Source organism: Streptomyces sp. NPDC047043 (assembly GCF_040644055.1).
In the GTDB taxonomy this organism is placed as follows: Bacteria; Actinomycetota; Actinomycetes; order Streptomycetales; family Streptomycetaceae; genus Streptomyces.
The window spans coordinates 141,731-168,038 of record NZ_JBEYVO010000004.1 but is presented as its reverse complement, the minus strand read 5'-3'; the positions used below and the strand labels follow the sequence as shown (position 1 = coordinate 168,038).

Annotated in this window: 28 protein-coding genes, 1 pseudogene and 1 riboswitch; of the genes and pseudogenes, 21 read left to right on the top strand and 8 right to left on the bottom strand. The window is 71.0% G+C overall.

Annotated elements, in window-relative coordinates; translation table 11 throughout:
• Positions 1–59: 59 nt before the first annotated feature.
• Complete coding sequence (locus tag ABZ880_RS07905; protein ID WP_361258612.1) at positions 60–689, top strand: sigma-70 family RNA polymerase sigma factor; 630 nt, start codon at positions 60–62, stop codon at positions 687–689.
• 158 nt (positions 690–847) lie between these two features.
• Positions 848–1,160 (top strand): annotated as a pseudogene (locus ABZ880_RS07900) (L-tyrosine/L-tryptophan isonitrile synthase family protein); the annotation flags it as partial.
• 64 nt (positions 1,161–1,224) lie between these two features.
• Here the strand turns inward: ABZ880_RS07900 and ABZ880_RS07895 are convergent.
• Positions 1,225–2,550 carry a hypothetical protein gene (locus ABZ880_RS07895; protein ID WP_361258609.1) on the bottom strand — a complete coding sequence of 442 codons (1,326 nt, stop codon included), beginning with the start codon at positions 2,548–2,550 and terminating at the stop codon, positions 1,225–1,227.
• Between the two features lie 128 nt (positions 2,551–2,678).
• Here ABZ880_RS07895 and ABZ880_RS07890 point away from each other — a divergent pair, with 128 nt between their 5' ends.
• The 9 genes from ABZ880_RS07890 to ABZ880_RS07850 all read left to right on the top strand — a co-directional run bounded on the left by ABZ880_RS07890 (position 2,679) and on the right by ABZ880_RS07850 (position 11,831).
• Positions 2,679–3,503 (top strand): SDR family NAD(P)-dependent oxidoreductase, encoded by an 825-nt coding sequence (locus ABZ880_RS07890; RefSeq protein ID WP_361258607.1) that lies wholly within the window; start codon positions 2,679–2,681, stop codon positions 3,501–3,503.
• Positions 3,496–4,410 (top strand): amidohydrolase family protein, encoded by a 915-nt coding sequence (locus ABZ880_RS07885; RefSeq protein WP_361258604.1) that lies wholly within the window; start codon positions 3,496–3,498, stop codon positions 4,408–4,410. Before ABZ880_RS07890 ends, ABZ880_RS07885 begins: the two co-directional genes overlap by 8 nt.
• A 100-nt stretch (positions 4,411–4,510) precedes the next feature.
• Positions 4,511–5,878, top strand: a complete 1,368-nt coding sequence (locus ABZ880_RS07880) for an FAD-binding oxidoreductase (RefSeq protein WP_361258601.1) — start codon at positions 4,511–4,513, stop codon at positions 5,876–5,878.
• A gap of 33 nt (positions 5,879–5,911) precedes the next feature.
• A complete protein-coding gene (locus ABZ880_RS07875; RefSeq protein ID WP_361258598.1) occupies positions 5,912–6,919 on the top strand; it encodes an ABC transporter substrate-binding protein in 1,008 nt (335 codons plus the stop codon).
• 2 nt (positions 6,920–6,921) lie between these two features.
• Positions 6,922–7,689, top strand: a complete 768-nt coding sequence (locus ABZ880_RS07870; RefSeq protein WP_361258595.1) for an ABC transporter permease subunit — start codon at positions 6,922–6,924, stop codon at positions 7,687–7,689.
• A 4-nt stretch (positions 7,690–7,693) separates the two neighbouring features.
• Complete coding sequence (locus ABZ880_RS07865) at positions 7,694–8,518, top strand: ABC transporter permease (protein WP_361258592.1); 825 nt, start codon at positions 7,694–7,696, stop codon at positions 8,516–8,518.
• Positions 8,515–9,345 carry an ABC transporter ATP-binding protein gene (locus tag ABZ880_RS07860; protein WP_361258589.1) on the top strand — a complete coding sequence of 277 codons (831 nt, stop codon included), beginning with the start codon at positions 8,515–8,517 and terminating at the stop codon, positions 9,343–9,345. The genes ABZ880_RS07865 and ABZ880_RS07860 overlap by 4 nt, the downstream gene beginning before the upstream one ends.
• Positions 9,342–9,749, top strand: coding sequence for a VOC family protein (locus ABZ880_RS07855; protein WP_361258586.1), 408 nt, complete (start codon positions 9,342–9,344; stop codon positions 9,747–9,749). Before ABZ880_RS07860 ends, ABZ880_RS07855 begins: the two co-directional genes overlap by 4 nt.
• A gap of 93 nt (positions 9,750–9,842) precedes the next feature.
• Positions 9,843–11,831 (top strand): hypothetical protein, encoded by a 1,989-nt coding sequence (locus ABZ880_RS07850; protein WP_361258583.1) that lies wholly within the window; start codon positions 9,843–9,845, stop codon positions 11,829–11,831.
• A gap of 174 nt (positions 11,832–12,005) precedes the next feature.
• On the opposite strand, the gene ABZ880_RS07845 is transcribed toward ABZ880_RS07850, so the two are convergent.
• Positions 12,006–12,785, bottom strand: a complete 780-nt coding sequence (locus tag ABZ880_RS07845) for an SDR family oxidoreductase (RefSeq protein ID WP_361258580.1) — start codon at positions 12,783–12,785, stop codon at positions 12,006–12,008.
• 40 nt (positions 12,786–12,825) lie between these two features.
• A complete protein-coding gene (locus ABZ880_RS07840) occupies positions 12,826–13,563 on the bottom strand; it encodes an SDR family oxidoreductase (protein ID WP_361258577.1) in 738 nt (245 codons plus the stop codon).
• A gap of 105 nt (positions 13,564–13,668) precedes the next feature.
• On the opposite strand from ABZ880_RS07840, the gene ABZ880_RS07835 reads away from it, so the two are divergent.
• The 5 genes from ABZ880_RS07835 to ABZ880_RS07815 are packed head-to-tail and all read left to right on the top strand — an operon-like array spanning position 13,669 to position 18,580.
• Entirely contained in the window at positions 13,669–14,553 is an 885-nt protein-coding gene (locus ABZ880_RS07835; RefSeq protein WP_361258574.1) for a fumarylacetoacetate hydrolase family protein, read from the top strand.
• A gap of 7 nt (positions 14,554–14,560) precedes the next feature.
• Entirely contained in the window at positions 14,561–15,382 is an 822-nt protein-coding gene (locus tag ABZ880_RS07830; protein WP_361258571.1) for a fumarylacetoacetate hydrolase family protein, read from the top strand.
• Positions 15,379–16,599 carry an amidohydrolase family protein gene (locus ABZ880_RS07825; RefSeq protein ID WP_361258568.1) on the top strand — a complete coding sequence of 407 codons (1,221 nt, stop codon included), beginning with the start codon at positions 15,379–15,381 and terminating at the stop codon, positions 16,597–16,599. The genes ABZ880_RS07830 and ABZ880_RS07825 overlap by 4 nt, the downstream gene beginning before the upstream one ends.
• Positions 16,596–18,059, top strand: coding sequence for a carboxylesterase family protein (locus tag ABZ880_RS07820; protein WP_361258565.1), 1,464 nt, complete (start codon positions 16,596–16,598; stop codon positions 18,057–18,059). The genes ABZ880_RS07825 and ABZ880_RS07820 overlap by 4 nt, the downstream gene beginning before the upstream one ends.
• A gap of 26 nt (positions 18,060–18,085) precedes the next feature.
• Positions 18,086–18,580, top strand: coding sequence for a carboxymuconolactone decarboxylase family protein (locus tag ABZ880_RS07815; RefSeq protein ID WP_361258562.1), 495 nt, complete (start codon positions 18,086–18,088; stop codon positions 18,578–18,580).
• A gap of 32 nt (positions 18,581–18,612) precedes the next feature.
• On the opposite strand, the gene ABZ880_RS07810 is transcribed toward ABZ880_RS07815, so the two are convergent.
• From ABZ880_RS07810 to ABZ880_RS07800, 3 genes are read right to left on the bottom strand one after another with little or no spacing between them, the layout of a single operon-like run.
• A complete protein-coding gene (locus tag ABZ880_RS07810) occupies positions 18,613–19,026 on the bottom strand; it encodes a hypothetical protein (protein ID WP_361258560.1) in 414 nt (137 codons plus the stop codon).
• Positions 19,008–19,337: a maleylpyruvate isomerase N-terminal domain-containing protein gene (locus ABZ880_RS07805; protein ID WP_361258557.1), complete on the bottom strand. Its 330-nt coding sequence runs from the start codon at positions 19,335–19,337 to the stop codon at positions 19,008–19,010. The genes ABZ880_RS07810 and ABZ880_RS07805 overlap by 19 nt, the downstream gene beginning before the upstream one ends.
• 42 nt (positions 19,338–19,379) lie before the next feature.
• Positions 19,380–20,330, bottom strand: a complete 951-nt coding sequence (locus ABZ880_RS07800) for an alpha/beta hydrolase (protein WP_361258554.1) — start codon at positions 20,328–20,330, stop codon at positions 19,380–19,382.
• A gap of 131 nt (positions 20,331–20,461) precedes the next feature.
• Between ABZ880_RS07800 and ABZ880_RS07795 the strand changes: the two genes are divergently transcribed.
• On the top strand, positions 20,462–21,205 hold the full coding sequence (locus ABZ880_RS07795) for a GntR family transcriptional regulator (protein ID WP_361258551.1): 744 nt from the start codon (positions 20,462–20,464) through the stop codon (positions 21,203–21,205).
• Between the two features lie 41 nt (positions 21,206–21,246).
• Here ABZ880_RS07795 and ABZ880_RS07790 read toward each other — a convergent pair whose 3' ends face one another.
• Entirely contained in the window at positions 21,247–22,020 is a 774-nt protein-coding gene (locus tag ABZ880_RS07790; protein ID WP_361258548.1) for an SDR family oxidoreductase, read from the bottom strand.
• 211 nt (positions 22,021–22,231) lie between these two features.
• On the opposite strand from ABZ880_RS07790, the gene ABZ880_RS07785 reads away from it, so the two are divergent.
• Positions 22,232–23,065 (top strand): intradiol ring-cleavage dioxygenase, encoded by an 834-nt coding sequence (locus tag ABZ880_RS07785; RefSeq protein WP_361258545.1) that lies wholly within the window; start codon positions 22,232–22,234, stop codon positions 23,063–23,065.
• Between the two features lie 69 nt (positions 23,066–23,134).
• On the opposite strand, the gene ABZ880_RS07780 is transcribed toward ABZ880_RS07785, so the two are convergent.
• Positions 23,135–24,412, bottom strand: coding sequence for a hypothetical protein (locus ABZ880_RS07780; protein ID WP_361258542.1), 1,278 nt, complete (start codon positions 24,410–24,412; stop codon positions 23,135–23,137).
• A 260-nt stretch (positions 24,413–24,672) separates the two neighbouring features.
• Between ABZ880_RS07780 and ABZ880_RS07775 the strand changes: the two genes are divergently transcribed.
• From ABZ880_RS07775 to ABZ880_RS07765, 3 genes are all read left to right on the top strand, one after another.
• A complete protein-coding gene (locus tag ABZ880_RS07775; protein WP_361258539.1) occupies positions 24,673–24,786 on the top strand; it encodes a putative leader peptide in 114 nt (37 codons plus the stop codon).
• A gap of 130 nt (positions 24,787–24,916) precedes the next feature.
• Entirely contained in the window at positions 24,917–25,813 is an 897-nt protein-coding gene (locus ABZ880_RS07770) for a glutathione S-transferase C-terminal domain-containing protein (protein WP_361258536.1), read from the top strand.
• Between the two features lie 66 nt (positions 25,814–25,879).
• A riboswitch (SAM riboswitch) is annotated at positions 25,880–25,989 on the top strand.
• Between the two features lie 29 nt (positions 25,990–26,018).
• Positions 26,019–26,177 (top strand): hypothetical protein, encoded by a 159-nt coding sequence (locus ABZ880_RS07765; protein WP_361258533.1) that lies wholly within the window; start codon positions 26,019–26,021, stop codon positions 26,175–26,177.
• Positions 26,178–26,308 lie beyond the last annotated feature (131 nt).

Genomic DNA, 26,308 nt, shown 5'->3' with positions numbered 1-26,308 from the left:
ACCCTCCGCACTCCCGCGTGCCCCGGTCCGGATCACGGATGACCCGAGAAGGACACCAGGTGATCACCTCTGCCCTGCCCGAAAAAGGAGACGCGTCGGCGGCGCTCGACGAGTCGATCACCGCTTGGGCGCTGGCCGCCCGCAGCGGTGACGCGGACGCCGTCGAGCACTTCGTGCGCGCTCTGCACCGCGACGTCCTGCGGTACGTCGCCCACCTCTGCGCCGACCCGCAGGCGGTCGACGACCTGGCGCAGGACACGTTCCTGCGCGCGCTCGGCAGCCTGCACCGGTTCGAGGGCCGCTCCTCGGCCCGCGCATGGCTGCTGTCCATCGCCCGCCGGGCGGTGATCGACAGCTACCGGTACGCCGCCGCCCGGCCCCGTCTGTGCGACGTGGCGGACTGGCAGCTGGCGATCGAGCTGGCCCAGCCGCGGCATCTGCCCGGCTTCGACGACGGAGTCGCCCTGCTGGATCTGCTGGCCTCGCTGCCGGGCGAGCGCCGCGAGGCGTTCATCCTCACGCAGCTGGTCGGTCTGCCCTACGCGGAGGCGGCCGAGGTGAGCGACTGCCCGGTCGGCACGGTCCGTTCCCGGGTGGCCCGCGCCCGGGCGACCCTGATGGATCTGCTGGACGAGGACGGCAGCTCCCCGACGGCGCTGGAGGACGCAACGGCCGTACTGGTGGCCTGATCGCGGCACGAGGGCAACGGTGCCGGCCGCAACGGGTCGGCCCGGCGCCCTCGCCGTGCCCGGGGACCGCTGCACGCCTCGCCAACTCGGTGGGAACTCGCCAGGCGTTCGCCCCGACTACTGGACCGGGCGGCGGAGGTGCGCGCATGCCGGAAGCTGCCTACGGCGTCATCCAGCGCAGCCGCGCCCGGGGTGACCTGATCGCCGAGCACCACCCCGATGCCGTACGCCTGTCCATTCGCCGAGCACCACCCCGATGCCGTACGCCTGTCCATCCACCCTCAGCCCGTCGGCGCCCCCACGTTCGGCATCCGCCTCCTCGACGCACCGGACGCCTGGACCACACCCTGGCACTCGGCGGCCCGGCGCCGACCCGACGGCACCCGGACACTGAGGCCCCGCGCCGGGGCCGAGCGGCTCGGTCGTCTGATCCAACGGGACGGCAGACCAAGCCACTTCGAAGGAGAGTGACCGGGGCACTGCGACGGAAGAGCGGCCGGGCGCCCCGCCCGTCGACCGCAGACAGGCGCGACGCTCACCGCACCTCCTCCGCAAGCCGTGCCAGGTCCTCGTCCGTCAGCAGCCGGCCCTCGTGGGCCATCACCTGCCGGGCGCGGACGAGGACGGCGTCCACCTGCTCGCGGTCGAGCTCGATGCCCAGGGCCGTCAGCTTGTCGACCAGCGTGTAGGGGCCGCTGTCCGGGGTGAAGGGAACCCGGCGGGCATTGCCCACCAGCGCCGGTTCCAGGCAGTTGTGGAGCAGGGGGTCGATCTCCGTCTCCTGGGTGATGAGGTCCAGGCCGCCCCAGCAGAAGGCGTGGGTGCCGGTCACCGGGTGGTTCCAGGCGGTGTGATAGCCCGTCAGCTCCTGACCTGCGCGGGCCAGTTCGGTGAGCCGCTCGGTACGGATGCCGGTGTGCACGCCGTACAGCGCCTCGAAGGCGAGCGCGGTCGCCGCGAGGTCGGCGTTGCCAGGGCCGCCGCAGTAGCCGTTGACCGACAGCTCGACGGCCGTGGCGCCGGCCCGGACGGCGGCCACCGCGCAACTCACCGCGAGACCGAAGGTGTTGTGCGGGTGCAGGCCGACCTCGACGTCCGGGGCGATGGCCCGGGTGAGCCCGACCAGGTGGGCGTACGCCTCGGGGCTCATCGCGCCGGGCCCGTCGAAGAGGGTCAGCTCGCCCGCCCCGGCCGCGGTCAGCACGGCGACCGACTCCTCGTGGCTCTCCTCGGTCGCGTACGAGACCATCAGCAGCGGCACGATCACGTGCAGGCCGCTCTCCCGGGCGTACGAGACCAGCCGCGCCGCACGCGCCAGTACGGCCGCCCGGTCGCGCGGGGTGTCGACAGTGCGCCACTCCTCGCCGCGCCACGCCAGCCCGTACACCGGAGCCTGGTAGACCAGCGAGGTCTCGCCGAAGCCCTGCACCCACACCTGCACGGCGTCGTGACCGGCCGCGGCCGCACGGTCGATGTCCTCCGGCGAGCGCATCAGCGGGCACACCACCCAGCAGTCCGGGTTCTCGCCCTTGACCAGCTCCACCTCGGCCTTGAGCGCCGCGTCGTCCCGGCCGCCGAGCCCGGCCGTGACGACCTCGGGCACTCCGCTGCCGACGAGGCGGCGCAGGAACTCCTCCTTCGCCCCGGCGGAGGCGACGACCCCGGGCAGGGTCTCCACCGAACGCAGCGTCGCGTCCCGCAGCCGTACCGACGAAGGCAGTGAACCCGCCACGTCCGTACGGCGGTTGAGCGGGCTGACCGACCAGCGGCCTGGCTCGTGGGCGCCGGGCGCGCGGCGCTCCGCCAGCTCGGCACGGAAGCGGGCGATCTCCTCGGGGGTGAACACGGGCGGCTTGTCCATGCGACCCATCCAAACCCTGTGTCGACACTAAAGGCAATATACCCGCACCGAGAGCCTGGATGTTTACTTTCTGTCGACACCTGGCTAGAACTGTCGACAGTTTCGCTATGACGACCGAGGGAGCATCCGTGACTCAAGACCTGCCCGACAAACGGCTCGGCCGCCTGACGGGCCGGATCGCCGTCGTCGGCGGTGCCGGCAGCGTCGGCCCCGGCTGGGGCAACGGCCGGGCCACCGCCGTGATCTTCGCCCGGGAGGGGGCCACCGTCTTCCTCGCCGACCGGGACAAGGAGCCCCTGGAGGTCACCGCCCGGCAGATCCGCGAGGAGGGCGGGACCGTGCACACCGCCGTGCTGGACGTGACCGAACCCGCCGCCGTCGCCGACCACTTCGCCGAGTGCGAGCGCCTCGCCGGGCGGATCGACATCCTCGTCAACAACGTCGGCGGCTCCCGCCCCGGCGGCGTGGTCGACCTCGATCTCGAGGACTGGGAGAGCCAGCTGCGCACCAACCTCACCAGCGCCTTCCTGGCCTGCAAGCAGGCCGTACCGGTGATGCGGCGCGGTGGAGGGGGAGCGATCGTCAACACGTCCTCGGCGTCCGGGCTGCGCTGGACGGGCGCCGCGCAGGTCGGCTATGCGGCGGCCAAGGCGGCGGTCATCCAGCTGTCCCGGGTCACCGCCGTCCAGTACGCACCGGACGGCATCCGCGTGAACACCGTCGTGCCGGGCCAGTTGCACACCCCGATGGTGGAGGCCCGGCTCGCCGGGCAGCGCGCGGGCGGCGATGTGCCGAAGCTGCTGGCCCAGCGGCAGGCCCGGATCCCGCTCGGGTTCATGGGCGACGGCCGAGACACCGCGTACGCGGCACTCTTCCTCGCCTCCGACGAGGCCCGCTTCGTCACCGGCACGGAGATTGTCGTCGACGGCGGAATGACGGCCCGCTGTGACTGAACCCGCCGTCCATGCCCCGCAGTTGGTGCCCTCGCCGGGCTGCCCGCCCCCGCATCCCGCCCCGCGCACCCCGAACCTGGCGCTCCCACGGGACAGTTGCGACGCCCACTGCCATGTCCTCGGGCCGGCCGACGTCTTCCCGTACGCCCCCGACCGCACCTTCACGCCCGTCGACGCCCCCAAGGAGCAACTCCGTGCGCTACACGGCCACTTGGGCCTCAAGCGCGCCGTGATCGTGCAGTCCTCCTGCCACGGCCACGACCACTCCGGGCTGCTGGACGCGCTCAGGTCCGGCGACGGTCGGCTGCGCGGCGTGGCCCTGATCGGCGAGACGACGACGCGGGCCGAGATCGAGGAGCTGCACCGGGCCGGCGTCCGGGCCTTCCGGCTCAACTTCCTGCCCCATCTGCGCACCCCGCCCACCCGCGCCGAGATCGACTCGGTCCTCCAACAGGTCGACGGACTCGGCTGGGCCGCCCAACTCCACGTCCGCGGCGAGGAGATCGCCGTACTCGAGGACCTCGTGCGTGCCCTGCCCGGCAGGGTGGTCGTCGACCACATCGGGCGGGTCGACCTCACCGCCGGGCACGACGGCCCGGCCCTGCGCAGCCTGCGGGCCCTGCTCGACAGCGGGCACGTGTGGGTGAAGGTCAGCGGGGTGGACCGGGTGTCCCGGCAGGGGCCGCCGTACGCCGACGCGGTGGCGCTGGCCGCCGACCTGGTCGCGTACGCACCGGAGCGCGTCGTGTGGGGCACCGACTATCCGCACGTCAACATCACCGGCGACGCGCCCGACGACGGCCTGCTGGTCGACCTGATCGAGGGCATCGCCCCCGACCCCGCGCATCTGCGCCGGCTGATGGTGGACAACCCGGCCGAGCTCTTCGACTTCCCGTCAACTCACTAGTGTCGGCAGAGATGGCAGGTATTTCGCTGTCACATCCCTTGAATGCCATCAAGTGTCGACAGTAGTGTCCCGACTCGAACCCCGTGTGAGGAGAACGGTCATGGTCCAGTTGTCCCGGGACAACCTGCTGCGCCGCGGCGACGAGGCGTACGAACAGGCACGCCTCGACGCCGTGTGGAACGAGCGCAAGCCCGACCGGTATCCCGACGTCATCGTGCGTGCCGGCAGCGAGCAGGACGTCGTGGCCGCCGTACAACTGGCCCGCAGCGAGGGGCTGTCGATCGGCATCCGCTCCGGCGGGCACAGCTGGGTCGGCAACGGGGTGCGGGACGGCGGCATGCTGCTGGACCTCTCGCGGCTGCAGGGCATCACCGTCGACCCGGCGGCGCGGACGGCCGCCGTGGGGCCCGCGGTCAAGGGCCCGGCCCTGCTCGGACAACTCGCCCCGCACGGACTGTTCTTCCCCACCGGGCACGCCCCCACCGTCGGCATCGGCGGCTTCGTCCTGGGCGGCGGCTACGGCTGGGACTCGCGCCGCCTCGGCCCCGCCTGTCTGAGCATCGAGGCGATCGACGTGGTCCTCGCCGACGGCACCCTCGTGCACGCCACCGACACCACCCACGCCGATCTGCTCTGGGCGGCCCGCGGCAGCGGCCCCGGTTTCTTCGGCGTCGTCACCCGCTTCCACCTCGCCCTGCACGACCTGCCCCGCCGCCTCCTGCGGACCGCACACACCTACCCCCTCGACATGCTCGACGAGGTGCTCGCCTGGTCGTACGACACCCTTGAACTCCTGGAGCCTGCCGTCGAGTTCTCGGCAAAGGTGGGCTTCTCCCCCTGGCTCGACCGGCAGACGGTGTCCGTCACGGCCACCGCCTTCTGCGACACGGGCGAGGACCTCCTGGCCCCGCTGGAGGACGCGCCCTTCCGCGAGCGGGCCGTCCGCGCGGTGGTCGCGCAGGAGACCACCATGGCCGAGCTGTACGACTACGCCGACCGCATGACCCCGCCCGGCATGCGCTGGGCGCTGGACGGGATCTGGACCGACGAACCGGTCGACAAGGTCCTGGACGCCTCCCGGCCACTGTTCGAGTCCATCCCCGACACCACCAGCCATGTGCTGTGGATGCTGTGGGGCGGTTTCCCGGAGCGCTCCAACGCCTGCTGGTCCAGCCAGGCCAAGCTCTACCTCTCGCCCAACACCGGCTGGACCGACCCCGCCGAGGACCTGGCCCACGAACAGTGGGCGCACGGCCAGATGGCCGCACTGCAGCACCTGTCGAAGGGCCTGCAGTTCTCCGACAACAACCTCGCCGACCGCTTCGACCACGGGCTCAGCCCCGCAAATGCCGTACGCCTGGAGGAGATCCGGGCCCTGTACGACCCCGAGGGCCTGTTCCGCACGTACATGGTCCCCGCGGAATCCACGACCGCCTACGCCGCCGCGGGTCACGCGCGGACGCACTAGTTCGTACCGAGAAGCTCAAGGGAGAGCCGTTTCATGGAGACTTCGAGAAACCCGCGGCGTCGTACCGTCCTCATCCTGACCGCCCTGGCCGTCACCGGATCCCTCACCGCCACCGCCTGCGGCGGCGAGTCCGCCACGGCCACCACCAGCGACGGCAAGGCGAAGGTCACCGTTCTGCGTTCCAACGGCGCCATCTTCGAACCGCTCTACATCGCCCAGCAGCAGGGCTACTTCAAGGACGCGGGACTCGACGTCACCATCAAGGCGGGCGCCCAGGACACCTCCCAGAACGCGCCGTCCGTCCTCAACGGTGAGGCCCAGTTCGCGATGACGGACAGCTCCGGCTTCCTCAAGGGCGCGGCCCAGGACATGCCGATCCGGATCGTGACGGGACTGCAGTCGGCGACGACGAAGACCGATCCCACCGACGGACTGCTGGTCAAGAAGAGCAGTTCGATCAAGTCGTTCAGGGACCTGGAGGGCAAGACCGTCGGCATCTCCGCGCTCGGCGGCACCATCCAGTTCATCTGCGAGTACCTGGTGCAGAAGGCGGGCGGCGACCCGGCGAAGGTCAAGTTCGTCGCCCTGCCGACGACTTCGCTCACCGACGCCGCCACCTCCGGCAAGACGGACGCGGTCTTCTCCTTCGGCCCCTTCTACTTCGCCGGCAAGGACAGCGGACTGCGCTCCATCGGCAACGGCATGAACGACGTGCCCGGCATGGTCCAGGGCCTGCTGTTCTCCAGCCGGCAGTACCTGTCGAAGAACGGCGACACGGCCAAGAAGTTCATCGAGGCGGTCGCCAAGGCGATCACGTACGCCAACCAGCACCCCGACGCCGTACGGGCCATCGACAAGAAGTACACGCAGGTGCCCGCCGCGTTCATCGACAAGCACGCCACCAACTACTACGACAAGACCCTGAACACGACGGTCATGCGCACGGTGATCACGAAGATGCACGCGTTCGACCTGCTCGACAAGGAGCCCAAGGACAGCGCCATCTACTGGGACCAGGCCCCGACTTCGGCCGGGGAGTAGCGATGGCCAAGGTCCGACTGCTGCAACTCGGCGCGCTGGCCGCCGTGTTGGCGCTGTGGGCGCTGATCGCCGCGGCGGGCGTGGTGAGTTCGACCGCGTTGCCCGGACCGCGCGCCGTGGCCGTCGCGTTCGGGGACCTCGTCGGCAGCGACGGCTTCTGGCAGGCGGTGGGGGAGACCCTGCGCGGCGCCGTGACCGGACTGGTCGTCGCGATCCTTGTGGGCATCCCGCTCGGGCTGGTCACCGGCGTGTACGCGGCGGCCGAGGAGTCCTCCCGGCTGCTGCTGGAAGTCCTCCGCTCCTTCCCGGTGATCGCCCTGCTGCCGGTGTTCCTGCTGGTCCTCGGATCCACCCCCGGCATGAAGGCGACCGTCGTCTTCATCGCCTGTGTCTTCCCGGTGCTGCTTCAGGCCCAGTATGGGGCCGGCAGCGTGAGTCAGGCCGTGCACGAGACAGTGCAGGGTTACCGCATCCCGCGGTTGCTGCGGCTGCGCCGGGTGGTCCTGCCGGCCGCAGCTCCGTCGATCATGACGGGGCTGCGGCTGGCGGCGACAACGTCCGTCCTGGTGGCGATCGGTGTGGAGGTGCTCACCACGCTTCCCGGCATCGGCCACATGATCATGGAGTCGCAGCAGGCGGGCGCCTCCGCCCGGGCCTACGCGTACATCCTGACCGCCGGGGCCATCGGCTACACGATCACCCTGCTCGCGCAGTTCACCGAGCACCGGCTGCTGCGCTGGCGACCGCCGGCGCAGGCGGGAAAGGAGTAGCCGCGTGCGCTGGAAACCGATCCTGCGCGGGCTCTGGCTGCCCGCCCTGGTGTTCGTGGTCCTGCTGCTCGCAACCGCGGGCAGCACCAGCTTCTACTTCCCGCCCCTGACCGAGGTCCTCGCCGCCCTGTGGCGCGAGCTGCTGCACGGCGGCCTCTTCGGCGACCTGCTGTTCAGCCTGCGCAACATCCTGTGCGGCCTGGCGCTGGCCACCGCGGTGGGCGTGGGTGCCGGACTCGTCATCGGCGAGATCCGCACCCTGCGGCTGGCCACCGGCCCGCTGCTCGACTTCGCCCGCGCCACCCCCACGGTCGGCTTCGTGCCCGTCATCATCCTCACCCTCGGCATCGGATCCGGCCCGAAGATCTTCCTGATCTTTCTCGGCTCGGTCTGGCCGATCCTGCTCAACACCATCAGCGGAGTGCAGGCGATCACCCCCGCCGTGCACGAGACCGCCCGCGGCTACCGCATCCCCTGGCCCCTGCGACTGCGCCGGGTGATCCTTCCCGGCGCCCTGCCCCAGATCCTCGCGGGCATCCGCATCGCCCTGTCCGTCGCCGTCGTCCTCATGGTCGTCAGCGAGATCTACGGCTCGCCCGTCGGCCTCGGCAACTTCATCCTGCAGAGCGGCTCCGGCTTCCACGTCGCCGAGACCTGGGCCGGCACCATCCTCATCGGCATCCTCGGCTACGGCCTGAGCGTGCTGCTCCTGCTCGTCGAGCACCGCCTCCTGGGCTGGTACCACCAGCGCGCGCCCCGGGTGCGCTCCCCGAAGCCGGTCCCGACCCCCAGCCCCGAGAGCGTCAAGAGCAACGGAGTCGTCGTATGACACGCGGATCGAGCCTGTACGTCGAGGACCTCTGCATGAGCTTCGGACAGGGGCCCGAGGAGCACCGGGTCCTCGACGGCCTGACCCTGCGCGTGCACCCGGGGGAGGCGGTGTGCGTGGTCGGCCCGTCCGGCGCGGGCAAGACGACCCTGCTGCGCTGCCTGGCCGGACTGACCCGTCCGACCCGCGGCCAAGTCCGGTACGGGGAGGTGAGGTTGACCGAACCGCACGGCGACATCGCCGTGGTCTCCCAGGACTACCGGGGCTCACTGCTGCCCTGGCTGCGCGTGTGGGACAACGTCGCCTTCCCGCTCCAGGGCCGGGGAGTGAAGAAGGCCGTACGCAAGCGGCGGGCGCTGGAGTGCCTGGAGTCGGTCGGCCTGCCGGACGTCGGCGACAAGTACCCCTGGCAGCTCTCGGGCGGCATGCAGCAGCGCGTCGCCATCGCACGCGGACTCGCCTACGACGCCCCCGTGCTGCTCATGGACGAGCCGTTCGGGTCGGTCGACGCGCAGTCCCGGTTCGACCTGGAGGACCTGACGCTGCGGCTGCGCCGGCAGCTGGGCATCACCGTGGTCGTCGTCACCCACGACATCGACGAGGCCGTCTACCTCGGCGACCGCGTCATCGTCCTCGGCGGCAAACCGACCGGCGTCCTGGACACCCTCACCATCCCGCTCGGCGCCGACCGCGACCAGCTGACGACCCGGGCCGATCCCCGGTTCGCCGAACTGCGCACCAGGGTCCTGGCGTTGATCCGGGGCGAGAAGGTGCCCACGCAGCCCAAGGCGGCCCGCCGGTCGGGGTCGGAGGTGGCGCGCCAGTGACCCACCGGTTCGACCACGTCGGCATCTCCGTGCCCGATCTGATCGCCGCCGTGATGTGGTACCGCGCGGCCCTGCACCTCACCGAGGAGCGCGCGTTCGCCGTCCCCGGCACCGACCTGCGCGGAGTGATGCTCCGTCACGACAGCGGCTACCGCGTGGAGTTGCTGCACCGCCCGGGCGCGGCCGCCGACGGCCCCGTACAAGCGGCGGGAACGCTCGGCTACGGCCATCTCTGCCTCGCCGTCGACACCCCCGAGGACGTCGACGCCGAGTTCGCCCGGCTCGTCGCCGCGGGCGCGGGCGTGCGGACCGGTCCGCGTCCCGCGCCGCGGGAGGGCGCCCGGATGGCGTTCGTCTCGGACCCGTTCGGCAACCTCATCGAGCTGATCAACCGGACCGCCTGACGGTCCGCATCCCCTCCGGCCGACCGCCACCCCCCCCGGCGGTCAGCCATGCCCGAAAACACCGGAAACACACCGAGAACAAGGGAGTTCAGAGTGACACTCACCAGCAGGACCGGGCCCGAGTTCACCTACCGGGCCCGCCCCCGTGCCCTGCTCGTGGCGGTGGCCGCCGCCATGGCGCCCACGCTCGTCGCCCCCGCGAGCGCGCACGCCGCCACCAAGGCCAGGAAGAAGGCCGCCGCCTGCATCGAGGTCTCCTCCGGCGAGACCCTGGAGCTGACCGGGACGACCACCGCGAGCTGCCTCACCATCGAGGAGGGCGGTGCCATCACGGTCCCCGACGGCTACAGCCTCAGCCTCACCGTCAACGGTGTGGAGACCGGCAGCGAGCTGGCCGAACTCACCGACGGCAACGGAGGCGTGGCCACCGCGATCGCCGCCGGCACCTACACCGGCACGATCGTCCTGACGGTCGCCGAGGCCAACGACCTGACCTACTCCACCCTCACCTTCCCCTTCCGGCAGGCGATCTACGTCGACGCCGACGGCGTCGACGAGTCCAGGTCCGTCCCCTCGGACGTGCTCGGCGGCACCGTCACCGACAGCGGTGCCTCCGGCATCACGCTCACCTCCAACGGCGAAGCCTTCAACGGGGTCTACGTCACCGGCGGCGGCAGCTACACCCTCACCGACCCGACGATCGCCTTCGACGGCAACGGCCGCTGCGACTTCATCGGCTACGGCGCCTCCGTCGTCGGCACCGGATCGGGCACCACGCTCGTCCTGGACGGCGCCAACATCAGCAACGTGGGCGTGGTCCGCACCGCGGTCATCGCCGACGCCGGCGCCAAGGTGATCGTCAAGAACTCCACCCTGCACTGCGCCGACGGAGTCGTCCCCGACGAGTACCCGAGCGCGGGCACCGGAGACACCCGCTACATGATCACCGTGCCGTGGATGCTCGGCCTGTCCGGCAACGTCCGCGCCACCAACCTGCTCGGCGCGAGCACCAAGGCCTCGTACATCAACTCCTCGATCTCCTCCGAGAAGTGGGGAGCCCTGTCCGTCGACGGCGGCAGCTACTGCACCCTCACCGCCATCAACAGCACCATCGCCAACACCGGCGGCCAGGGCTACGGCTCGTACGCCATCGGCAACGTGACCGAGCACTTCCTCGGCTGCACCTTCGACGTGGGCGACTACGCCCTCATCCACTGGGGTGCCTCGGCCCACTACGGCGACAGCACCGCCGACGCGGTGGCCGATCTCAACGACTCCCTGGAACTCGGCCTGACCTCCGCCGAGTTGAGCGCGCTGCCGGAGAAGTCGACGACGATCGACGCCGGCCGCTTCATGGTCCTGTGGTACGCGGCGGGGTCGGTCACCATCGACGGCGGCACCAAGGTCAGCACCGGCGAGACCGCGTTCATGTGCAAGGCGGTCGCGGGCACCGTCACCGTCGACGGCTCGGACGGCGCCACCGTCGACGCGGGCAACGGCGTCATCTTCCAGCTGATGGACACCGACCGCCCGAGCAGCGTCACCGTCTCGGGCCAACCCTGGTCCTCGGAGACCATCGGCACCTACACGGAGCCCACCGGCTCCCCGTCGAAGTCCTCCAGCTGGGTCACCACCAGCCCCCAGTCGACCGACGCGAAGGGCACCTTCACCGACATCGACCTGACCGGCGACTTCTACAACTCGGTCCGGGGCGGCGGCAACGCGAGCCTCCAGGGGCAGAACCTCTCGCTCTCCTTCACCCGCTCCACCGTCGAGGGCGTCATCTCGGCGAGCACCGCCAAGCACAGCGTCTCCACCATCACCAAGGACGAGTACCGCGAGATCAGCGAGGTCTCCAACACCACGAGCCCGGTGGTCAACAACGGCGTCCTCGTCACCCTCGGCACCGGCTCGACCTGGACGGTCACCGGAACGTCGTACCTGAGCGGCCTCACCCTGGCCTCGGACGCAACCGTTGCGGCCCCGTCGGGCAAGACGGTGACCCTGAAGGTCGACGGCACGACGACGGAACTCGAGGCGGGCAGCAGCTACACGGGAGTGCTGACGCTGACCGTGGCGTAACGGCGCACGAAACCGGCCCCCGGGATGCGAACCAGGTCCCGGGGGCCGGAGCTTTCCGAGAATCGGCCGAGCAGCCGACCCTTCCCTTCTTCTTGGGGGCGCGGGGGCTTTTGCTTTCAGGGGCGCGGGGAACTGCGCAACAAGCCCCCACGCACCCGCAAGCCCGCGCGGCGCCTACGCCCCGATCATGTTGAACCCGCCGTCGGCGTTGAGGTACACCCCGGTCATGTGGGAGGCGTCATCCGTCGCCAGGAACAGCGCCGTCCCCGCAACCTCCGCAGGCCCCGGAATCCGCCCCATCGGCGTCTTGGCGATCATGTCCTCCCGCCGCCCCGACCTCCAGTCCGCCCGCTTCAGCAACGTCTCCGTCTCGACGAACCCGGGGGCGAACGTATTGACCCGCACGTGCGGCGCAAACGCCTGCGCATAGGACTTGGTGATCCCGAGGATCCCGTACTTCGCGGCGGCGTACTGCGGAGCTCGCGCACTCCCGCGCACGATCACCGTGGAGCCGATGTTGACGATCGCCCCGTGCCCCTGCTCCAGCATCCGCGAGCCGAACTCGTGGACGCACAGCATGGTTCCCTTGACGTCCACGGCGAGCACATGGTCGATGGACTCCTCGGTGAGCTCCCGCCAGGACATCTGCTCGCCCGCCACGTCACCGACGTTGTTGACCAGCACGTCCAGCCCGCCGAACCGGTCGAACACCTCCTCGGCCATGCGGATCACATCGGCATGGACGGCGATGTCGCCCTGCACGGTGAACGCCTCGCCACCGACGTCCTTGATACGGGCGACGGTCTGCTCCGCACCGGCGGCCGACCTGCGGTAGTGGACGGCGACCCGCGCACCCTCCTGCGCCGCCCGCACCGCGATCTCGGCGCCGAATCCGGTACCCGCCCCGGTGACGAGGACGGTCTTGCCGCTGAAGCGTTCGGGGACGGGCGTCATACGGGCTCCGATCGTGAAGTAGCTTGGAATACGGGGCAGTTCATACGAGAGTGCGTCCGCCGTCGACATACAGCACCTGCCCGGTGACGAACCGGGACTCGGCGGAGGCGAGGAACAGCAGCGGGCCGATCAGGTCCTCGGTCCGGCCGAGGCGACCGGCGGGCACCAGCGCCTCCAGGGAGGCCCGGACGCCGGGCCGGGCGAGGTGGTCGCGGGTGAGGTCGGTCTCGGTGTAGCCGGGGGCGAGAGCGTTGACGGTGACCCCGTCGGGCGCCCACTCCCGGGCCATCACCCGCATCAGCTGGTTCACACCGCCCTTGGTCGCCGCGTACGGGGCATGGTCGGCGTGGGCCAACAGGCCGGACACAGACGAGAGATAGACGATCCTCCCGTACCCGCGAGGCACCATCACCGCACCCGCGGCCCGCCCCAGCCGGAACGCGCTCGTGAGATTGACGGCGAGCAGCCGCTCCCACACCTCGTCCGGCGTCCGGAGCACGGGTCTGCGGTCGTTGACACCCACCGCGTGGACGAACACCTCGAGTCCGCCCAGGAGTTGGACGGCCTCGTCGACCGCGGCACGGCAGGCCTCGGCCGAGGTGAGGTCGGCGGACAGGCCGGTCACGCCCGGTGCGAGGCCCGCCAACTTCTCCTTGTCCACATCGAGTACGACCACGTCCGCGCCCGCCTCGGCGAGCGCCCGGGCCGCCGTCGCACCGATCCCGCCGGCCCCGGCGACCAGGGCGCGGCTGCCGGTGAAGTCCCACGTTGTCCGCATGCCCGGACCGTAAGCCACGCCCGGCTTTTGTGTCCACACTTTGCGCGACTCTTGACGTTGATCGATGCGCTGGGCAGGCTGAGTGTCGACAGTTAGGGAGATCTGATGAAGCTGGTGACGTTCGACGCGGGACCGGAGACGGGGCTGGTGGGCCGGCTCGACGCCGACACCGTCGTGGAGCTCGACGTGCCCACGACCCGCGCGTTCTTCGAGCGGGAGGGCCAAGTGGGCGAGACGGGGCGGACGTTCGCGCTCGCCGACGTGCGCCTGCGCGCGCCCATCGTGCCGAAGAAGTTCTTCCACACGGCCGGAAACTTCCGCGAACACCACGAGGACCTGGTCCGCGTCGACTGGTCCCACCCCGTCAACAAGGGCATCGTGTTCTTCCAGAACGTCGACGCGATCATCGGCCCCGACGAGCCGATCGTGTACCCGGCGAACCTCACCCGGGAACTCGACTACGAACTCGAACTCGCCGTCGTCATGGGCAAACCGAGCCGCTTCTTCTCCGCGGAACAGGCCGCCGAACACATCGCCGGCTACCTGATCTTCAACGACATCACCGCCCGCGACATCCAGCGCAAGGAGATGGAGTCCGGGGTCTTCTCCTTCTCCAAGGCCATCGAGACGTTCTGCCCGATCGGCCCGTACATCGTCACCGCGGACGAGATCGACGACCCGCACGACCTCGACATGGAACTGCGGGTCAACGGCGACGTCCGGCAGAAGTCCAACACCTCGCGGATGTCGGTGTCGATCCCCCAACTGGTCGCCTACCACTCCCCGCAGACCTACAGCGCGGGCGACCTCATCACCACCGGCACGATCGCCGGCGTCGCCGCGAGCACCTCGGACCCGTTCGCCAACTACCTCAAGCCCGGCGATGTCGTGGAGGCGGAGATCGAGGGCATCGGCGTACTGCGCAACCCGGTCGTGTCATGGCGGGACGCATACGGCAGTGACGAGCCGCCCGCTGAGCAGTGGGTGTGATCGCCGGATGCGTATCGCTCAACTTGCAGGCCGCACGGTCGTGTTGACCCCGGAGGGAGCCGCCGAAGTCCCCGCCGACTTCGAGGGGCACGTCCTCGAGCGGTGGGACGAACTGCACGACTGGTCGCGGAGCGCGACAGGGGCGCGCCCCTACGACGAGGCCGAACTCGAAGCCCCCCTCCCCGGCATCCCCCGCCAGATCTTCGCCGTAGCCCTCAACTACCGTCCCCACACGGCCGAAGCAGGCTACGAAGAACCGGAATCACCCCTCGTCTTCACCAAGTTCCCGACCTGCCTCACCGGCCCGCACACCACGGTCGAGCTCCCGCCCGGCCATGTCGACTGGGAGCTGGAGCTGGTCGCGGTGATCGGCCGCGAGGCCCGCAGGGTACCGGTGGACAAGGGCTGGGAGCCGGTCGTCGCCCTCACCGTCGGCCAGGACCTGTCCGAGCGGGTCGCCCAACTCGCGGGCCGCCCCGCCCAGTTCTCCCTCGCCAAGTCGCACCCGGGCTTCGGGCCGATCGGTCCCGCCCTCGTCAGCCTGGACGAGATCCCCGACCGCGACGACCTGGAGCTCACCTGCGAACTCAACGGCGAGGTGGTCCAACACGACCGCACCGCCAACATGATCTTCCCGATCCCCCGACTCGTCTCCCACCTCAGCGAGTTCTGCACACTCCTGCCCGGCGACCTCGTCTTCACCGGCACACCCGCGGGCGTCGGCAACCGGCGCACCCCCCAACGGTTCCTGACCCCCGCCGACGAACTGGTCAGCCGTATCGGGGGAGTCGGCGAGATGCGGCACCGCTTCCGGAAGGCGACGTCATGACCCGCACCCTGTTCACCGACGTCCAGGTCTTCGACGGCACCGGACGCGACCCCTTCCCGGCCCAGGTCCTCGTCGAGGGCAACCGCATCACCGCGGTCGCCGACCGGATCCCACACGACCTCCGCACCGACGCCCGGGTGATCGACGGAGGCGGCGGCACCCTGCTGCCCGGACTCGTCGACGCCCACGCCCACCTGGGCTTCGGCTCCACCGTCGAACACCTCTCGCGGCGCCGCGACGAACCCGACGAGGAGAAGGCCCTGCTCATCGCGCACGCCGGCCGCGTCCTGCTCGACCACGGCATCACCAGCGCCTACTCCGGCGGCAACCGGCTGCCCCGTACGGAGGTCGCCGCGCGCAAGGCCTTCGCCGAGGGCTGGATGCCCGGCCCGCGTCTGAAGGCCGCCTCCTGGGAGGGCAGCGCGGGCATGGTCGAGCCCGGTGCCTACGACTTCCCGGGCGTCGACGGGCGGGCCCCGGACCCGGGGTCGGTGTCCTGCTTCGTCACCGACATGGCCGAGCTCGGCGTCGACATCGTCAAGTTGTCGCTCTCCGGGGAGAGCGCGGTCGTCCAGGGCACCTCCCGGATCGTGCAGTTCACCGACGACGAGGTCGCGGCCGCGGCCCGGGCCGCCGAGAAGCACGGCGTTTGGCTCACCGCGCACGCCCACGCCGCCGAGTCGATCAAGATGGCCGTACGGCACGGCATCCGCGCCGTCTACCACTGCACGTTCGCCGACGAGGAGGCTCTCGACCTTCTGGAGGCGGCCCGTGACCATGCCTTCGTCGCGCCCACCCCCGGCATCATCCACGCCAACCTGTACGAGGCCGGCAGCGAACCCGAGCCCGGCATGGAGGTCGAGGCGACCGCAGAAGCCGTACGCAAGGTGGTGCCCGAACTCGTCCGCCGCGGCGTCCGCGTTGTGCCCGGCGGCGACTACGGCTTCGCCTGGAACCCCGTCGGGCGCAATCTCCGGGACCTCGAGCTCTTCGTCGACTGGTTCGGCTTCACTCCGGCCGAGGCGCTGCGTGCGGCGACACAGTACGGCGGCGAGGTGATGGGCATGGGGGCCGAACTCGGCCTGGTCCGGCCGGGGTTCCTCGCCGACCTCGTCCTCGTCGACGGTGATCCGCTGGAGGAGATCGCCATCCTCCAGGACCGCCACCGCCTTGCGGCGATCATGAAGGACGGCAAGCTGCACAAGGCCCCGGCGTGATCCGCGCCCGTACGGTCGCCGGGCGGCTGGTGGGGGAGCGCGACGGGGAGGTGGCGGTGTTCCGCGGCATCCCGTTCGCCGAGCCGCCCGTGGGTGACCTGCGCTGGCGGCCGCCGCGGCCGGCCGCGCGGTGGGACGGGGAGCGGCGCGCGTACGACTTCGGGCCCGCGCCCCTCCAACCCCAGCCGCCCCGCGACTCGATCATGTACCAGACCAACTTCGCCGACCGGCGGGCACTGGTGATGAGCGAGGACTGCCTCTACCTGAACGTGTGGACACCGGACCCCTCGCGCGCCGCCGCACTGCCGGTCATGGTCTGGATCCACGGCGGCGGCAACCGTTACGGCCACGGCGGCCAGGAGATCCACGACGGCCGCGCGATGGCCCGTCGCGGCCTCGTCGTGGTGACGTTGAACCACCGGCTCGGCGCCCTCGGCTTCCTCGCCCACCCCGAACTGGCCGCCGAGGACGACCTGGGCGCATCCGGCAACTACGGGCTCCTCGACATCGTCGCCGCCCTGACCTGGGTGCGGGAGAACATCGCCTCCTTCGGCGGCGACCCCGACCGGGTGACCCTCGCCGGCAACTCCGCGGGCGCCGCCCACATCTGCCACCTCATGGCGGCGCGGGCGGCCCGGCCCCTCTTCCGGGCGGCCCTCGGGCAGAGCGCCTCGGGCATCGGCCGCGCCGAAGGCCCGCTCCCCGCGCAGGCCGAGGCGCAGAAGCAGGGACTGCGGTGGGCGGAGGCGTTCGGCGACCGGGACATCGCGGGACTACGACGGCTCGACGGCGTGGAGCTGGTGCTGCGGGGCCACTTCGGGCCCGTCGTCGACGGCCGCATCCTGACCGAACCCAGCGACGACGTCTTCACGGCCGGACGGCAGCACGCCGTACCCCTGCTCGTGGGCACCAACACCGACGAGGGCTCCGTGTACGCGACCCCGGACGTCCTGCGCAGCCTCCCGCTCGAACCGGGCACGGACGAGCTGTATCCCGTGCGGGACGTGACGGAGGCGCGGCGCACGGCACGACGGTTCACGGGCGAGAGCCGCTTCACCTACCCGGTGTGGCACTGGGCCACGATCCATCGGGACACGGCACCGACCTGGCTGTACCGTTTCACGCGCACACCCCCGCTCCCCGACGACCTGCACCTGGCGCCCCCGCGGGACGGGCTGCCCTCGTACGGCGTCCACCACACCGCGGAACTCCCTTACGCCCTGGACAACTTGGGACAACGCCCCTGGCCCTGGAACGAGACCGACCACGACCTGGCGCGGACCATGGCGGACACCTGGGCGCGCTTCGTCGAGACGGCCGACCCGAACGGGGGCACGCTGCCGGCCTGGCCCGCCTTCACCGGCGGCGAGGTCATGGTCTTCGGCGACGAGGTGACGGCCGGAACCGTAGAACGCCCTGACGCAATACGCCTGTTGGCCCGCTGCCCGCGCCCCCTGTGAACCGACACCGCTTGAGAGGAACCCGCATGGCAAGGCTCCCCGACACCGACGGCACCGGCGAGACCGCCCGACGCATCCGCGCCCGCCGCGGCGGCGACCTGCACCCCCTCGACCGCATGCTGCTGCACAGCCCGCAGCTTGCCGACGGCTGGAACAGCCTCCTGGGTGCCATCCGGCAACGGTTGCAACTGCCTTCGGACATCCGGGAGTTGGCCATCCTCCGGATCGCCGTGCTGAACCGGGCCCCGTACGAGTGGACGGCACACGAAGCCGACGCACGGCGCGCCGGACTCGGCGTTGCCGAACTTGCCGAACTGCGCCAGGAGAAACCCGACTTGGATGACCGCCGCCGCCGGGTCATCGCCTACACCGACGCGATGACCCGCGACATCGACGTCCCCGACGAACTCTTCGACGCCCTCCGCGCCGACTTCACCGAGCCCGAACTCGTCGAACTGACGGCGACCGTGGCGGCGTACAACATGGTGTCCCGCTTCCTGGTCGCGCTCGACGTCGTCTAGAAGCCCGAGTCCCGCCGCGCTCCTCCCTCGGCTCAGTCCAGCGACGGCCAGTCGAGGAACCGCCGCAGGACGGTGCGGTCGCCCTCGGTGTGCAGGCGTTCCAGGGGGAGGCGGCGGTACGGGGCGAGGAACAGGTCGCTCGCCGGGCCGTGCAGGCGTTCGCCGACCTCTGCCGGGCTGTCGAGCAGACGAGCGCCGGTCGGGGTGAGGTCGAGCAGCCAGGACGGTCCCTCGGTGGTGTGCAGGCCGATCCGGGCGGGAGTGTGCGGCCAGGCGCCGCTGGTGCCGTGTTCCACGTCGATGAACTCGGCGATGCCGTCATGGGCGACGACGGTGGGGACTGCCTGCGGGCTGCCGGCGGCGAGTTGGGCGTCGAAGGCGTGGACGGCGGCCTCGTGCACCTGGTGGCGGGCCACCGCGCCCGCCGTCATGGGTGTCCCGGACACACCCCACCAGTCCAGCACCGCGCTTCGGGCCCGGAATCGCGCAGCGCGGCGACCAGGGCTGCGGTCGCCGCGGGCAGTTCCGTCGGGGGCTCGGCGACCGTGGGCGGCTGCTCGCTCGGCCCGGCCGCCACGGCGGCGGCCCAGAAGTGCTGCACCCCGGTGAGGTGCGTGATCAGATTCCGCAGCGACCAGTCCGGGCAGCTGGGGACGCGTACATCGAGTTCGGTAGCGGCGGCCGCGGCTTTGCCCAGTGCGGTGGAGCGGTCCTCGATCAGGGACAGGAGTTCCTCGAAGGAAGGCGTCTGAGTCACCGTCACATTCCAACAGCCCGCTCTGACAGGACCGGACAGATCCTAGGAACGGCCGCCCCGGTGCCGCCTGAGGAATTCGATCAGCAGGCCGTTCCATGCGGCCGGCTGTTCCCAGTGCGGGTTGTGGCCCGCCTCGCGGACGACATGGGTGCCTACGTCCTGCAAATGCCCGGCGTTGAGGCGCATCAGGGATGGCGGGCTGTACAAGTCGGCATCGCCGGTGATGAGTTGGACGGGGAGCGTCAGGCTCTCCAGGGACGACCAGGTGATCGTGTGCGCGAGGGACTGTGCGAAGGCGTCGGAGGTGCGGGCCCGGGCGTTGATCTCCAGCCAGGCCGCGACGCCGTCCCGGTCGCCGCCGCGGTAGGACGGGCCCAACTCCTTGAAGTCGACCGGCATGTCGCCGAACGGGTCGGGCTGGAGCGCCGCGGTCAGTTCCTGGTACTCCGTGTCCATGATGCCCATGACGCTGCCCGAGACGGTGAGGCTGCGCAGCCGGTCCTCGTGCGAGAGCGCGTAGTCGAGCGCCACCGGGCCGCCCGCCGCCGAGCCGGACAGATGGAAGCGGTCCAGGCCCAGATGGTCGGCGAGGGTGTTCAGGTCCCCGGAGGCGGTGTCGGCCTCCACCTTGGTGCCCGCCACCGACTTGTAGGCACCGCGCCGCGAGTAGCCCACCACGCGGAAGCCGGCCGCGGCCAGCACCGGCTGCTGGTACGGCCAGCTCTCGCCGCTGCCGGAGCCGGGGTGCAGGAGGACCACGGCCTCCCCGTCGCCGCCGGTGTCCCAGCACCACAGGCTGCCGCCGCCGGAGACGGGAATCAGGGATTCGGTGACCGGCACCTGCTCCGGGACCGGCACGGGCGCCCACGGTTCCGCCGGAGTCGTCCCGGCAGCCTGAGCGGTGCCGCCGGTCGCGGCGAGGGCGGCCAGCGCGGCGCCGCCGACCACGGCACGTCTGGTGGGGCCCGCGGGTCTGGTTCGGACTCGCTTCATGATTCCTCCATTAAATGGTGCTGTCTGTCGACAGGAAGCAGGGTGCCCAGGTACAGAAGCCCGACAGGGTGAGATAGTGTCGACACCGTTGCGTCGGCTGTGAGTCGGGACCAGGCAGGGAGAAAAGCCGCATGACCGATCAGGACACGCACCTGGTGCTGGAGCGCCTCCTGCGGCTGCGGGACCGGCGCGAGCCGCTGGTCGCGCAGATCGCCGAGTGGGTCGGCGCCGGCATCATCGAGGGGCGGCTGGAGCCCGGGCAGGACCTCAACAGCGTCGATCTGTCACGCCGGTTCGACACCAGCCGTACGCCCGTGCGCGAGGCGCTGATGCTCCTCGAGCAGGAGGGCCTGGTCGAGATGAAGGCGCGCCGTCGGCCCCGGGTCGCCGCGCCCTCCCTGCAGGACATCCGGGACATCTACCAGGTGCGCAAGCAGCTGCTGTCGATGCTCGCGGGCCTGCTGGTCGAGCGGGCCGGCGAGGAGGAGCTCGCCGAACTGCGCACCCGGGTCGAGCGGATGCGGAAGCTGGCCGACGACGGAGACGTGGACGCCTACTTCTGGAGCCATGTGCTGCTCCAGGAGCGGATGACCGAGATCGTCGGCAACGCCACGCTCAAGCAGATCCTCGACTCGCTCGCCCTGCGCACCCTGATGCTGCGGCACCTGAGCCTGACCCGGGCGGGCCGCCTCGCCTACAGCATCGACGACCAGGAACGGCTGCTGCAGGCCGTCGAGGAGCGCGACGGCGAACTCGCCTCCGCGCTGATCGCGGGGGCGACGGTGCGGGCGCAGCGCGCGGTGGAGGAACAGCTGGAGCAGGACGCCGAGGGCCGCGGCCGCAAGCCCGCGCGCCGGCGCCGTACGGCTTCGTAACGCCTCCTGAATACGGGTGGCTTGACGCCTCAAGGGACACGTCACTTGGCGAGCACCCCTCCGTCCACCGGGAAGTTGCCGCCCGTCACCCACGCCGACTCCTCCGACGCCAGGTACACCGCGCACCAGCCGATGTCCTGCGGCGTCCCGACCCGGCCCAGCGGGATCCGGGCCAACAGCGCTTCCTGGGCGGCGCCTTGGTGCGCGCCCACGGACTCGGTGGCGGGTGTGCGCACCATGCCGGGGGAGATCGTGTTGGCCCGGATGCCCAACGGGCCTCCCTCCACGGCGAGTTGGCGGGTCAGCCCGAGCACGGCCGACTTGCCCGCGCAGTGCGCGACCATCCCGAACGTCCCGCTGCCCCGAAAGGCGTTCACCGAGGCGAAGTTGACGATCGAGCCGCCCCCGGCGGCCTCCATATGCGGCCACACCGCCCGTACGGGCAGGAAGACGACGTCGATCTCGCCGCGCAGCGTCGGCGTCCACTGCGCATCGAAGTCCATGTCGGCGGCGGTCGCCATGTGCGGCGCGATCGCGCCGGCGGTGACCAGGACGTCGACCCGGCCGTGACGTTCGTACGGCTCGTCCGCGAAGCGCCGGGCGTCGGCGGGGACGGTCATGTCGAGGGGTGCGAGGACCTCCAGCGCCAACCCCCGGTCGGCGGCGGCCTTTCGCGTGCGTTCGGCCGCGGCCGGGTCGATGTCGCAGCCGACGACGGTCGCACCCTGCTCGGCGAAGAGCAGCGCGCACCCCTGGCCGATCCCGGCACCCGCGCCGGTGACGAGTGCGACCTTCCCGCAGAGCCTGCCGGTCACCTGGACCCCCTTCTCGAGGCAGTCGTACGAGCAAGTCGTACGAGACCGCGGCGCGGCCCGACCTCCTTCCTAGTGTCGGCACTATTGCTTGGTCAAGGGGTGTGAAGACGTTGATAGTCGCTATCCTGTCGACAGTTGGCTGGGAACGCTTATGGAAATGACAGCCCGGAGCCATACCCCTGACAGGCGCCGTTCCTAGGTTCCCCGGTCCATGACACAGAACCTTCCTGCAGAGCGGCAGGACGAAGCGAAGCGCAAGGTCAACGGCACCGTGAACCGCCGTCATGTCATCGCGGCGGGCAGCGCGGTGGCCGCGGCCGCAGGTCTTGGACTCGCGGCCTCGGCATCGGCCGCACCGGAGACGACCGCGGCCGCCAAGGCCCGGCCGACCCGCGCCCAGGCAGCCGCCTCCTCGACCACGAGCAGCGGCGTGTGCACCCTCAACGCCGAGGTCACCGAAGGTCCTTACTCCCTCGAAGGCGCCCTGGTCCGTGAGGACGTCCGGGAGGGCAAGGAGGGCGTGGAGGTGCGGTACACCTTCACCGTCGTCGACCAGGCCAATGACTGCGCCCCGTTGGCCGACGCGCTCGTCGAGATCTGGCACTGCGACGCGCTCGGCGAGTACTCCGGGTTCGTCGGCGGCAACGGGCACACCGAGGAGGACGACGGCACCTTCCTGCGCGGCGGGCAGATGACCGACTCCAACGGCCAGGTCGGCCTGATCTCCATCTGGCCCGGCCACTACGTCTCCCGCGCGGTCCCTGTGCACATGCGGGTCCACACGGACGTGACGCTCACCGACGACTCGTACACCGGCGGCGAGATCATCCACACCGGGCAGCTGTTCTTCGACCCGGACATCAACGAGGAGATCCAGGCCATCTCGCCCTACTCGGACAACACCACGAAGGAGACCTCACTCGACGACGACACCATCTACGACGGCGGCGGCGCCTCCTCCGGTCTGCTGACCGTGACCGCCCTCGGCGACAGCGTCTCCGACGGCTACGCGGCCACGCTGACCGTGGGCGTGAGCACGAGCTGACGCCAACGCAAAGGCCAGCCGGGGGAGTTGTCGTCCCCGGCCGACCTCTGCCGTCGTACGAGCGGCGGGTTACCGCCGGGCGGCGCGGCGGCGGCGGGCCACCAGGACCGCGCCCGCGCCGATGCCCACGGCCGCGGTCGCCGCGCCCGCGACGGGCAGGACCGAGCCGGAGCCGGTGCTCGCCAAGTCACCACTGCCGGAGGCGGACTGGGCGGAGGTGCCGCCCGTCGACGAGTCGCCCCCGGTGGAGGTGCCGCCCGTGGAGCCCGAGCCGCCGGTCGAAGATGTCGAACCGTCACCGCCCGAGGTGCCGGACCCGCCCGACGAGCCGGAGCCGCCCGTCGAGCCGCCGCTGCCGGCGACGTCGAGCGTGATGGCGGCCGTGTCGTTGGCCTTGTCGGTGTCGAACGGACGGGCGGCACCGGCGAGGCTCACCGAGCCCTTGGCCCCCGACACCGCCTTGTCGATCCTCAGTTTGAAGGTGTACGACTCCACGTCGCCCTCGTCCGCCCAGGACTGGGCGGTGCCGCACTCGTAGCTTCCGGTGGCGAGCTTGTGGCAGTAGTCGAACCCCTTGGTCACCGTCGTGCCGGCGGGCACCCTGATCCTGACCTTGGTCACCGGGATGTCCCCGTCCCGCAGTACCCAGGCCGGTCCGGCATTGGTGAACTTCACCGTCACCGGGACCGTGTCCCCGACCTTGCCCTTCAGGTCGGCTCCCGTCACCTGGAAGTCGGCCGTGTTCTCCGCGGTGACCTTGACGTCGACCGCGTCCCAGTCGGGGTGCTGGCTGTAGCCGGGTTCGGCCGGGGTGGCGTCGGGCTGCTTGACCAGTTTGACCGCGGGGCCGGTTCCGCGGACGGGCTCGGAGGCGCCGTCCGTGGGGGCGGGGTCGGTGGTCTCGACGACCACCCGAAGCCTGTCGTACAGCGCGCGGTCGAGCGCCTTCAGCGTCAGGGCCTTCTCGGGTGCGTAGACGGCGCCGGGTTCGACGGTCTGGTCGAACTCGCAGACCGCGTACGACTTGCTGGGCGCCTCGTCGAAGGAACCGACCTCGTAGCGAAGGCAGTTGGCGGGCAGCTCGGTGTGGCTCAGGCCGCGGGTGACCGAGTACGACAGGTAGACCTTGTCGAGCGAGCCGGTGCCGCTGTTGGTGAAACTGGCCGGCACGTCGAAGGTGCTGCCCGGCTTCACCCCCTCGATCGGCGCGATGTTGCTCAGAGTCAGCACGGCTCCGGTGTCGTCGTCGGCGACTGCCGGCGCGGCGCCCAGCGCCATCAAGGCGACGGCACCGAGGACACCGGCGGTCTGTCGGAGCGGACGAAGGCCGGTAGAGCTCTGGGGCATGGGGGTCCTCGGAGGTGAAGCATCGGCATCGGACGGACGAACTGCGGGGGAACGCGAGTTCCTCAACAACAGACAGCCTCCGACCGCGAATGGTTGCACCGGGAACGATGTGGCGGCTGGGGTCCGGGATGCCGGTGTCCGAACGGCCGCCGTGAGGCCGGTGTCCGGCGGACTGTCCGCGATGCGGGACGGTCCTCTTGACGTGGCCTCCACCTCGATCGACACTCCAGAGGGGAATCCTAGTGAATAGGTAGGGAAACATGAGGCGCCTGGCACCGGTCACCGTCCGAGTGAGCCGTTCGCCTCTCCTTCTCACCTCCCGCCGTCACATCGACCTGCAGCGCGTCTGCAGTGCGATCCGGCGCCAGGGCTGAGCCGCGCCCATCCCGCGCCGACGGCGTCCCCTGGGGGTGCCGTCCCCACCGCGCGCACGGGTGAGCCCTGCTCCCTCGCCCGACGTCGCTTCCGCCGCGCGTACGTCCGCGCCCGCTCCCGGGGAGAGTCATGACCGTCACACCGCTGGCCGCACACGCGTCCGACCGGCCCGCGCCCGCCTTCCGCGGCCGCATCGGCAGGGACGCGCGCAGCGGCCACTACGCCGTACCCGGCCGCTACCGACTCCATCTGTCCACCGCGTGTCCCGACGGCCTGCGCATCGCCGTCACCCACAGCCTGCTGGGACTGGACACCGTCTGCCCGGCGACCGTCCTGCCCGCCGTCCCCGACTGCCCCGAGGGCGGCCACTCGGCCCTGCGGCCGCTGTACGAGGCAAGCGCCCACCGGTACTCCGGTCCGGCGGTCGCGCCGGTGCTCAGCGACGACTGGTCCGGACGCATCGTCAGCACGCATGCCCCGGACATCATGCGCGACCTCGCCCGCCGCTTCGGCGGTGACCGCCCCTCGCCGTACCCGTGCGGCGCGGAGTCGGAGATCGAGGCCGTGGAGCGGATGTGCGCGCAGGGCATCGAACAGGCCGCGCAGAGCGCCGGATCGGCCGGCGGCGAGCAGTCGGAGCGCGCGGCGGCGCTCGAGACACTGCTCGAGACGCTGGGCGCGCTGGAGCGGTGGCTGGTCGGACGCACGTACATGATCCGCGACGAAGTCACCGCCGCGGACGTGGAGTTGTGGGTCGCACTGGTCCAACTCGACACCGTGCACCGCAACCACCTGGACGCCGGCGCGGTGCAGCGCATCGCCGGCCATCCCGTGCTGTGGGCCTACGCCCGCCGCCTGGCCGCCCATCCGGCCTTCGGCAGGCATCTCGACCTGGACGGCATCGCCCGGCGCCACCACGCCCGTTGTCAGGGCCTGGAAGCCGCCGGAGCCGCTGTCCAGATCCTGGACTGGGCGGCCCATGCGTCCGACGGAAACGGGGCCGGACCGCAGGTCAACAGGTCCTGAGTCGTTCCACACAGTGGACCGGCGTTGACATCCGTTCGGCCAGTTGTCTTAATTACGGCTCAGAACGGTCATGAGCGTCAGCGACAAGCCCTGGCTAGCTGACCGGCAACCCTCGCTCCGCGGTGGGGTGCCCCAGGTGACGACCGGACCGGATGACGTTTCGGTAAGCGCGAGGCCCACGGGCCAGAACAGTGACGGTGACGCCATGTACGCAGCTCCCAGGACGGCCGCACGCCGCCCTCAGGGCTGCGTACAGCCGTACGCGAACCTGCTGAACCTGTTCGCCGCCAACCGCGCCGTCGATCTGCTCCGCGTGAACAGCGCACTGTGTACCGCACCGGGCTGTGCCCGCTGCCGGGGCTGACACCTCCCCTCAGCCTCCGCACCCCGACGAACACCCGCCCGCACGGCGTGTCGTCGTCCGCCCAGCCCCCGGTCCCGTGCATTCCAGTGCGCTGCGTCCTGCCGTGGCGTGCGGTCTTCGCGGTCCGGGGT

Bases quoted from the DNA above. Each gene is read 5' to 3' on its own strand.
- ABZ880_RS07895 (WP_361258609.1), bottom strand. From the start codon at position 2,550: ATGGACAAGCCGCCCGTGTTCACCCCCGAGGAGATCGCCCGCTTCCGT.
- ABZ880_RS07880 (WP_361258601.1), top strand. From the start codon at position 4,511: ATGGTCCAGTTGTCCCGGGACAACCTGCTGCGCCGCGGCGACGAGGCG.
- ABZ880_RS07875 (WP_361258598.1), top strand. From the start codon at position 5,912: ATGGAGACTTCGAGAAACCCGCGGCGTCGTACCGTCCTCATCCTGACC.
- ABZ880_RS07870 (WP_361258595.1), top strand. From the start codon at position 6,922: ATGGCCAAGGTCCGACTGCTGCAACTCGGCGCGCTGGCCGCCGTGTTG.
- ABZ880_RS07860 (WP_361258589.1), top strand. From the start codon at position 8,515: ATGACACGCGGATCGAGCCTGTACGTCGAGGACCTCTGCATGAGCTTC.
- ABZ880_RS07845 (WP_361258580.1), bottom strand. From the start codon at position 12,785: ATGACGCCCGTCCCCGAACGCTTCAGCGGCAAGACCGTCCTCGTCACC.
- ABZ880_RS07840 (WP_361258577.1), bottom strand. From the start codon at position 13,563: ATGCGGACAACGTGGGACTTCACCGGCAGCCGCGCCCTGGTCGCCGGG.
- ABZ880_RS07835 (WP_361258574.1), top strand. From the start codon at position 13,669: ATGAAGCTGGTGACGTTCGACGCGGGACCGGAGACGGGGCTGGTGGGC.
- ABZ880_RS07830 (WP_361258571.1), top strand. From the start codon at position 14,561: ATGCGTATCGCTCAACTTGCAGGCCGCACGGTCGTGTTGACCCCGGAG.
- ABZ880_RS07825 (WP_361258568.1), top strand. From the start codon at position 15,379: ATGACCCGCACCCTGTTCACCGACGTCCAGGTCTTCGACGGCACCGGA.
- ABZ880_RS07815 (WP_361258562.1), top strand. From the start codon at position 18,086: ATGGCAAGGCTCCCCGACACCGACGGCACCGGCGAGACCGCCCGACGC.
- ABZ880_RS07800 (WP_361258554.1), bottom strand. From the start codon at position 20,330: ATGAAGCGAGTCCGAACCAGACCCGCGGGCCCCACCAGACGTGCCGTG.
- ABZ880_RS07795 (WP_361258551.1), top strand. From the start codon at position 20,462: ATGACCGATCAGGACACGCACCTGGTGCTGGAGCGCCTCCTGCGGCTG.
- ABZ880_RS07785 (WP_361258545.1), top strand. From the start codon at position 22,232: ATGACACAGAACCTTCCTGCAGAGCGGCAGGACGAAGCGAAGCGCAAG.
- ABZ880_RS07780 (WP_361258542.1), bottom strand. From the start codon at position 24,412: ATGCCCCAGAGCTCTACCGGCCTTCGTCCGCTCCGACAGACCGCCGGT.
- ABZ880_RS07775 (WP_361258539.1), top strand. From the start codon at position 24,673: ATGAGGCGCCTGGCACCGGTCACCGTCCGAGTGAGCCGTTCGCCTCTC.
- ABZ880_RS07770 (WP_361258536.1), top strand. From the start codon at position 24,917: ATGACCGTCACACCGCTGGCCGCACACGCGTCCGACCGGCCCGCGCCC.
- ABZ880_RS07765 (WP_361258533.1), top strand. From the start codon at position 26,019: ATGTACGCAGCTCCCAGGACGGCCGCACGCCGCCCTCAGGGCTGCGTA.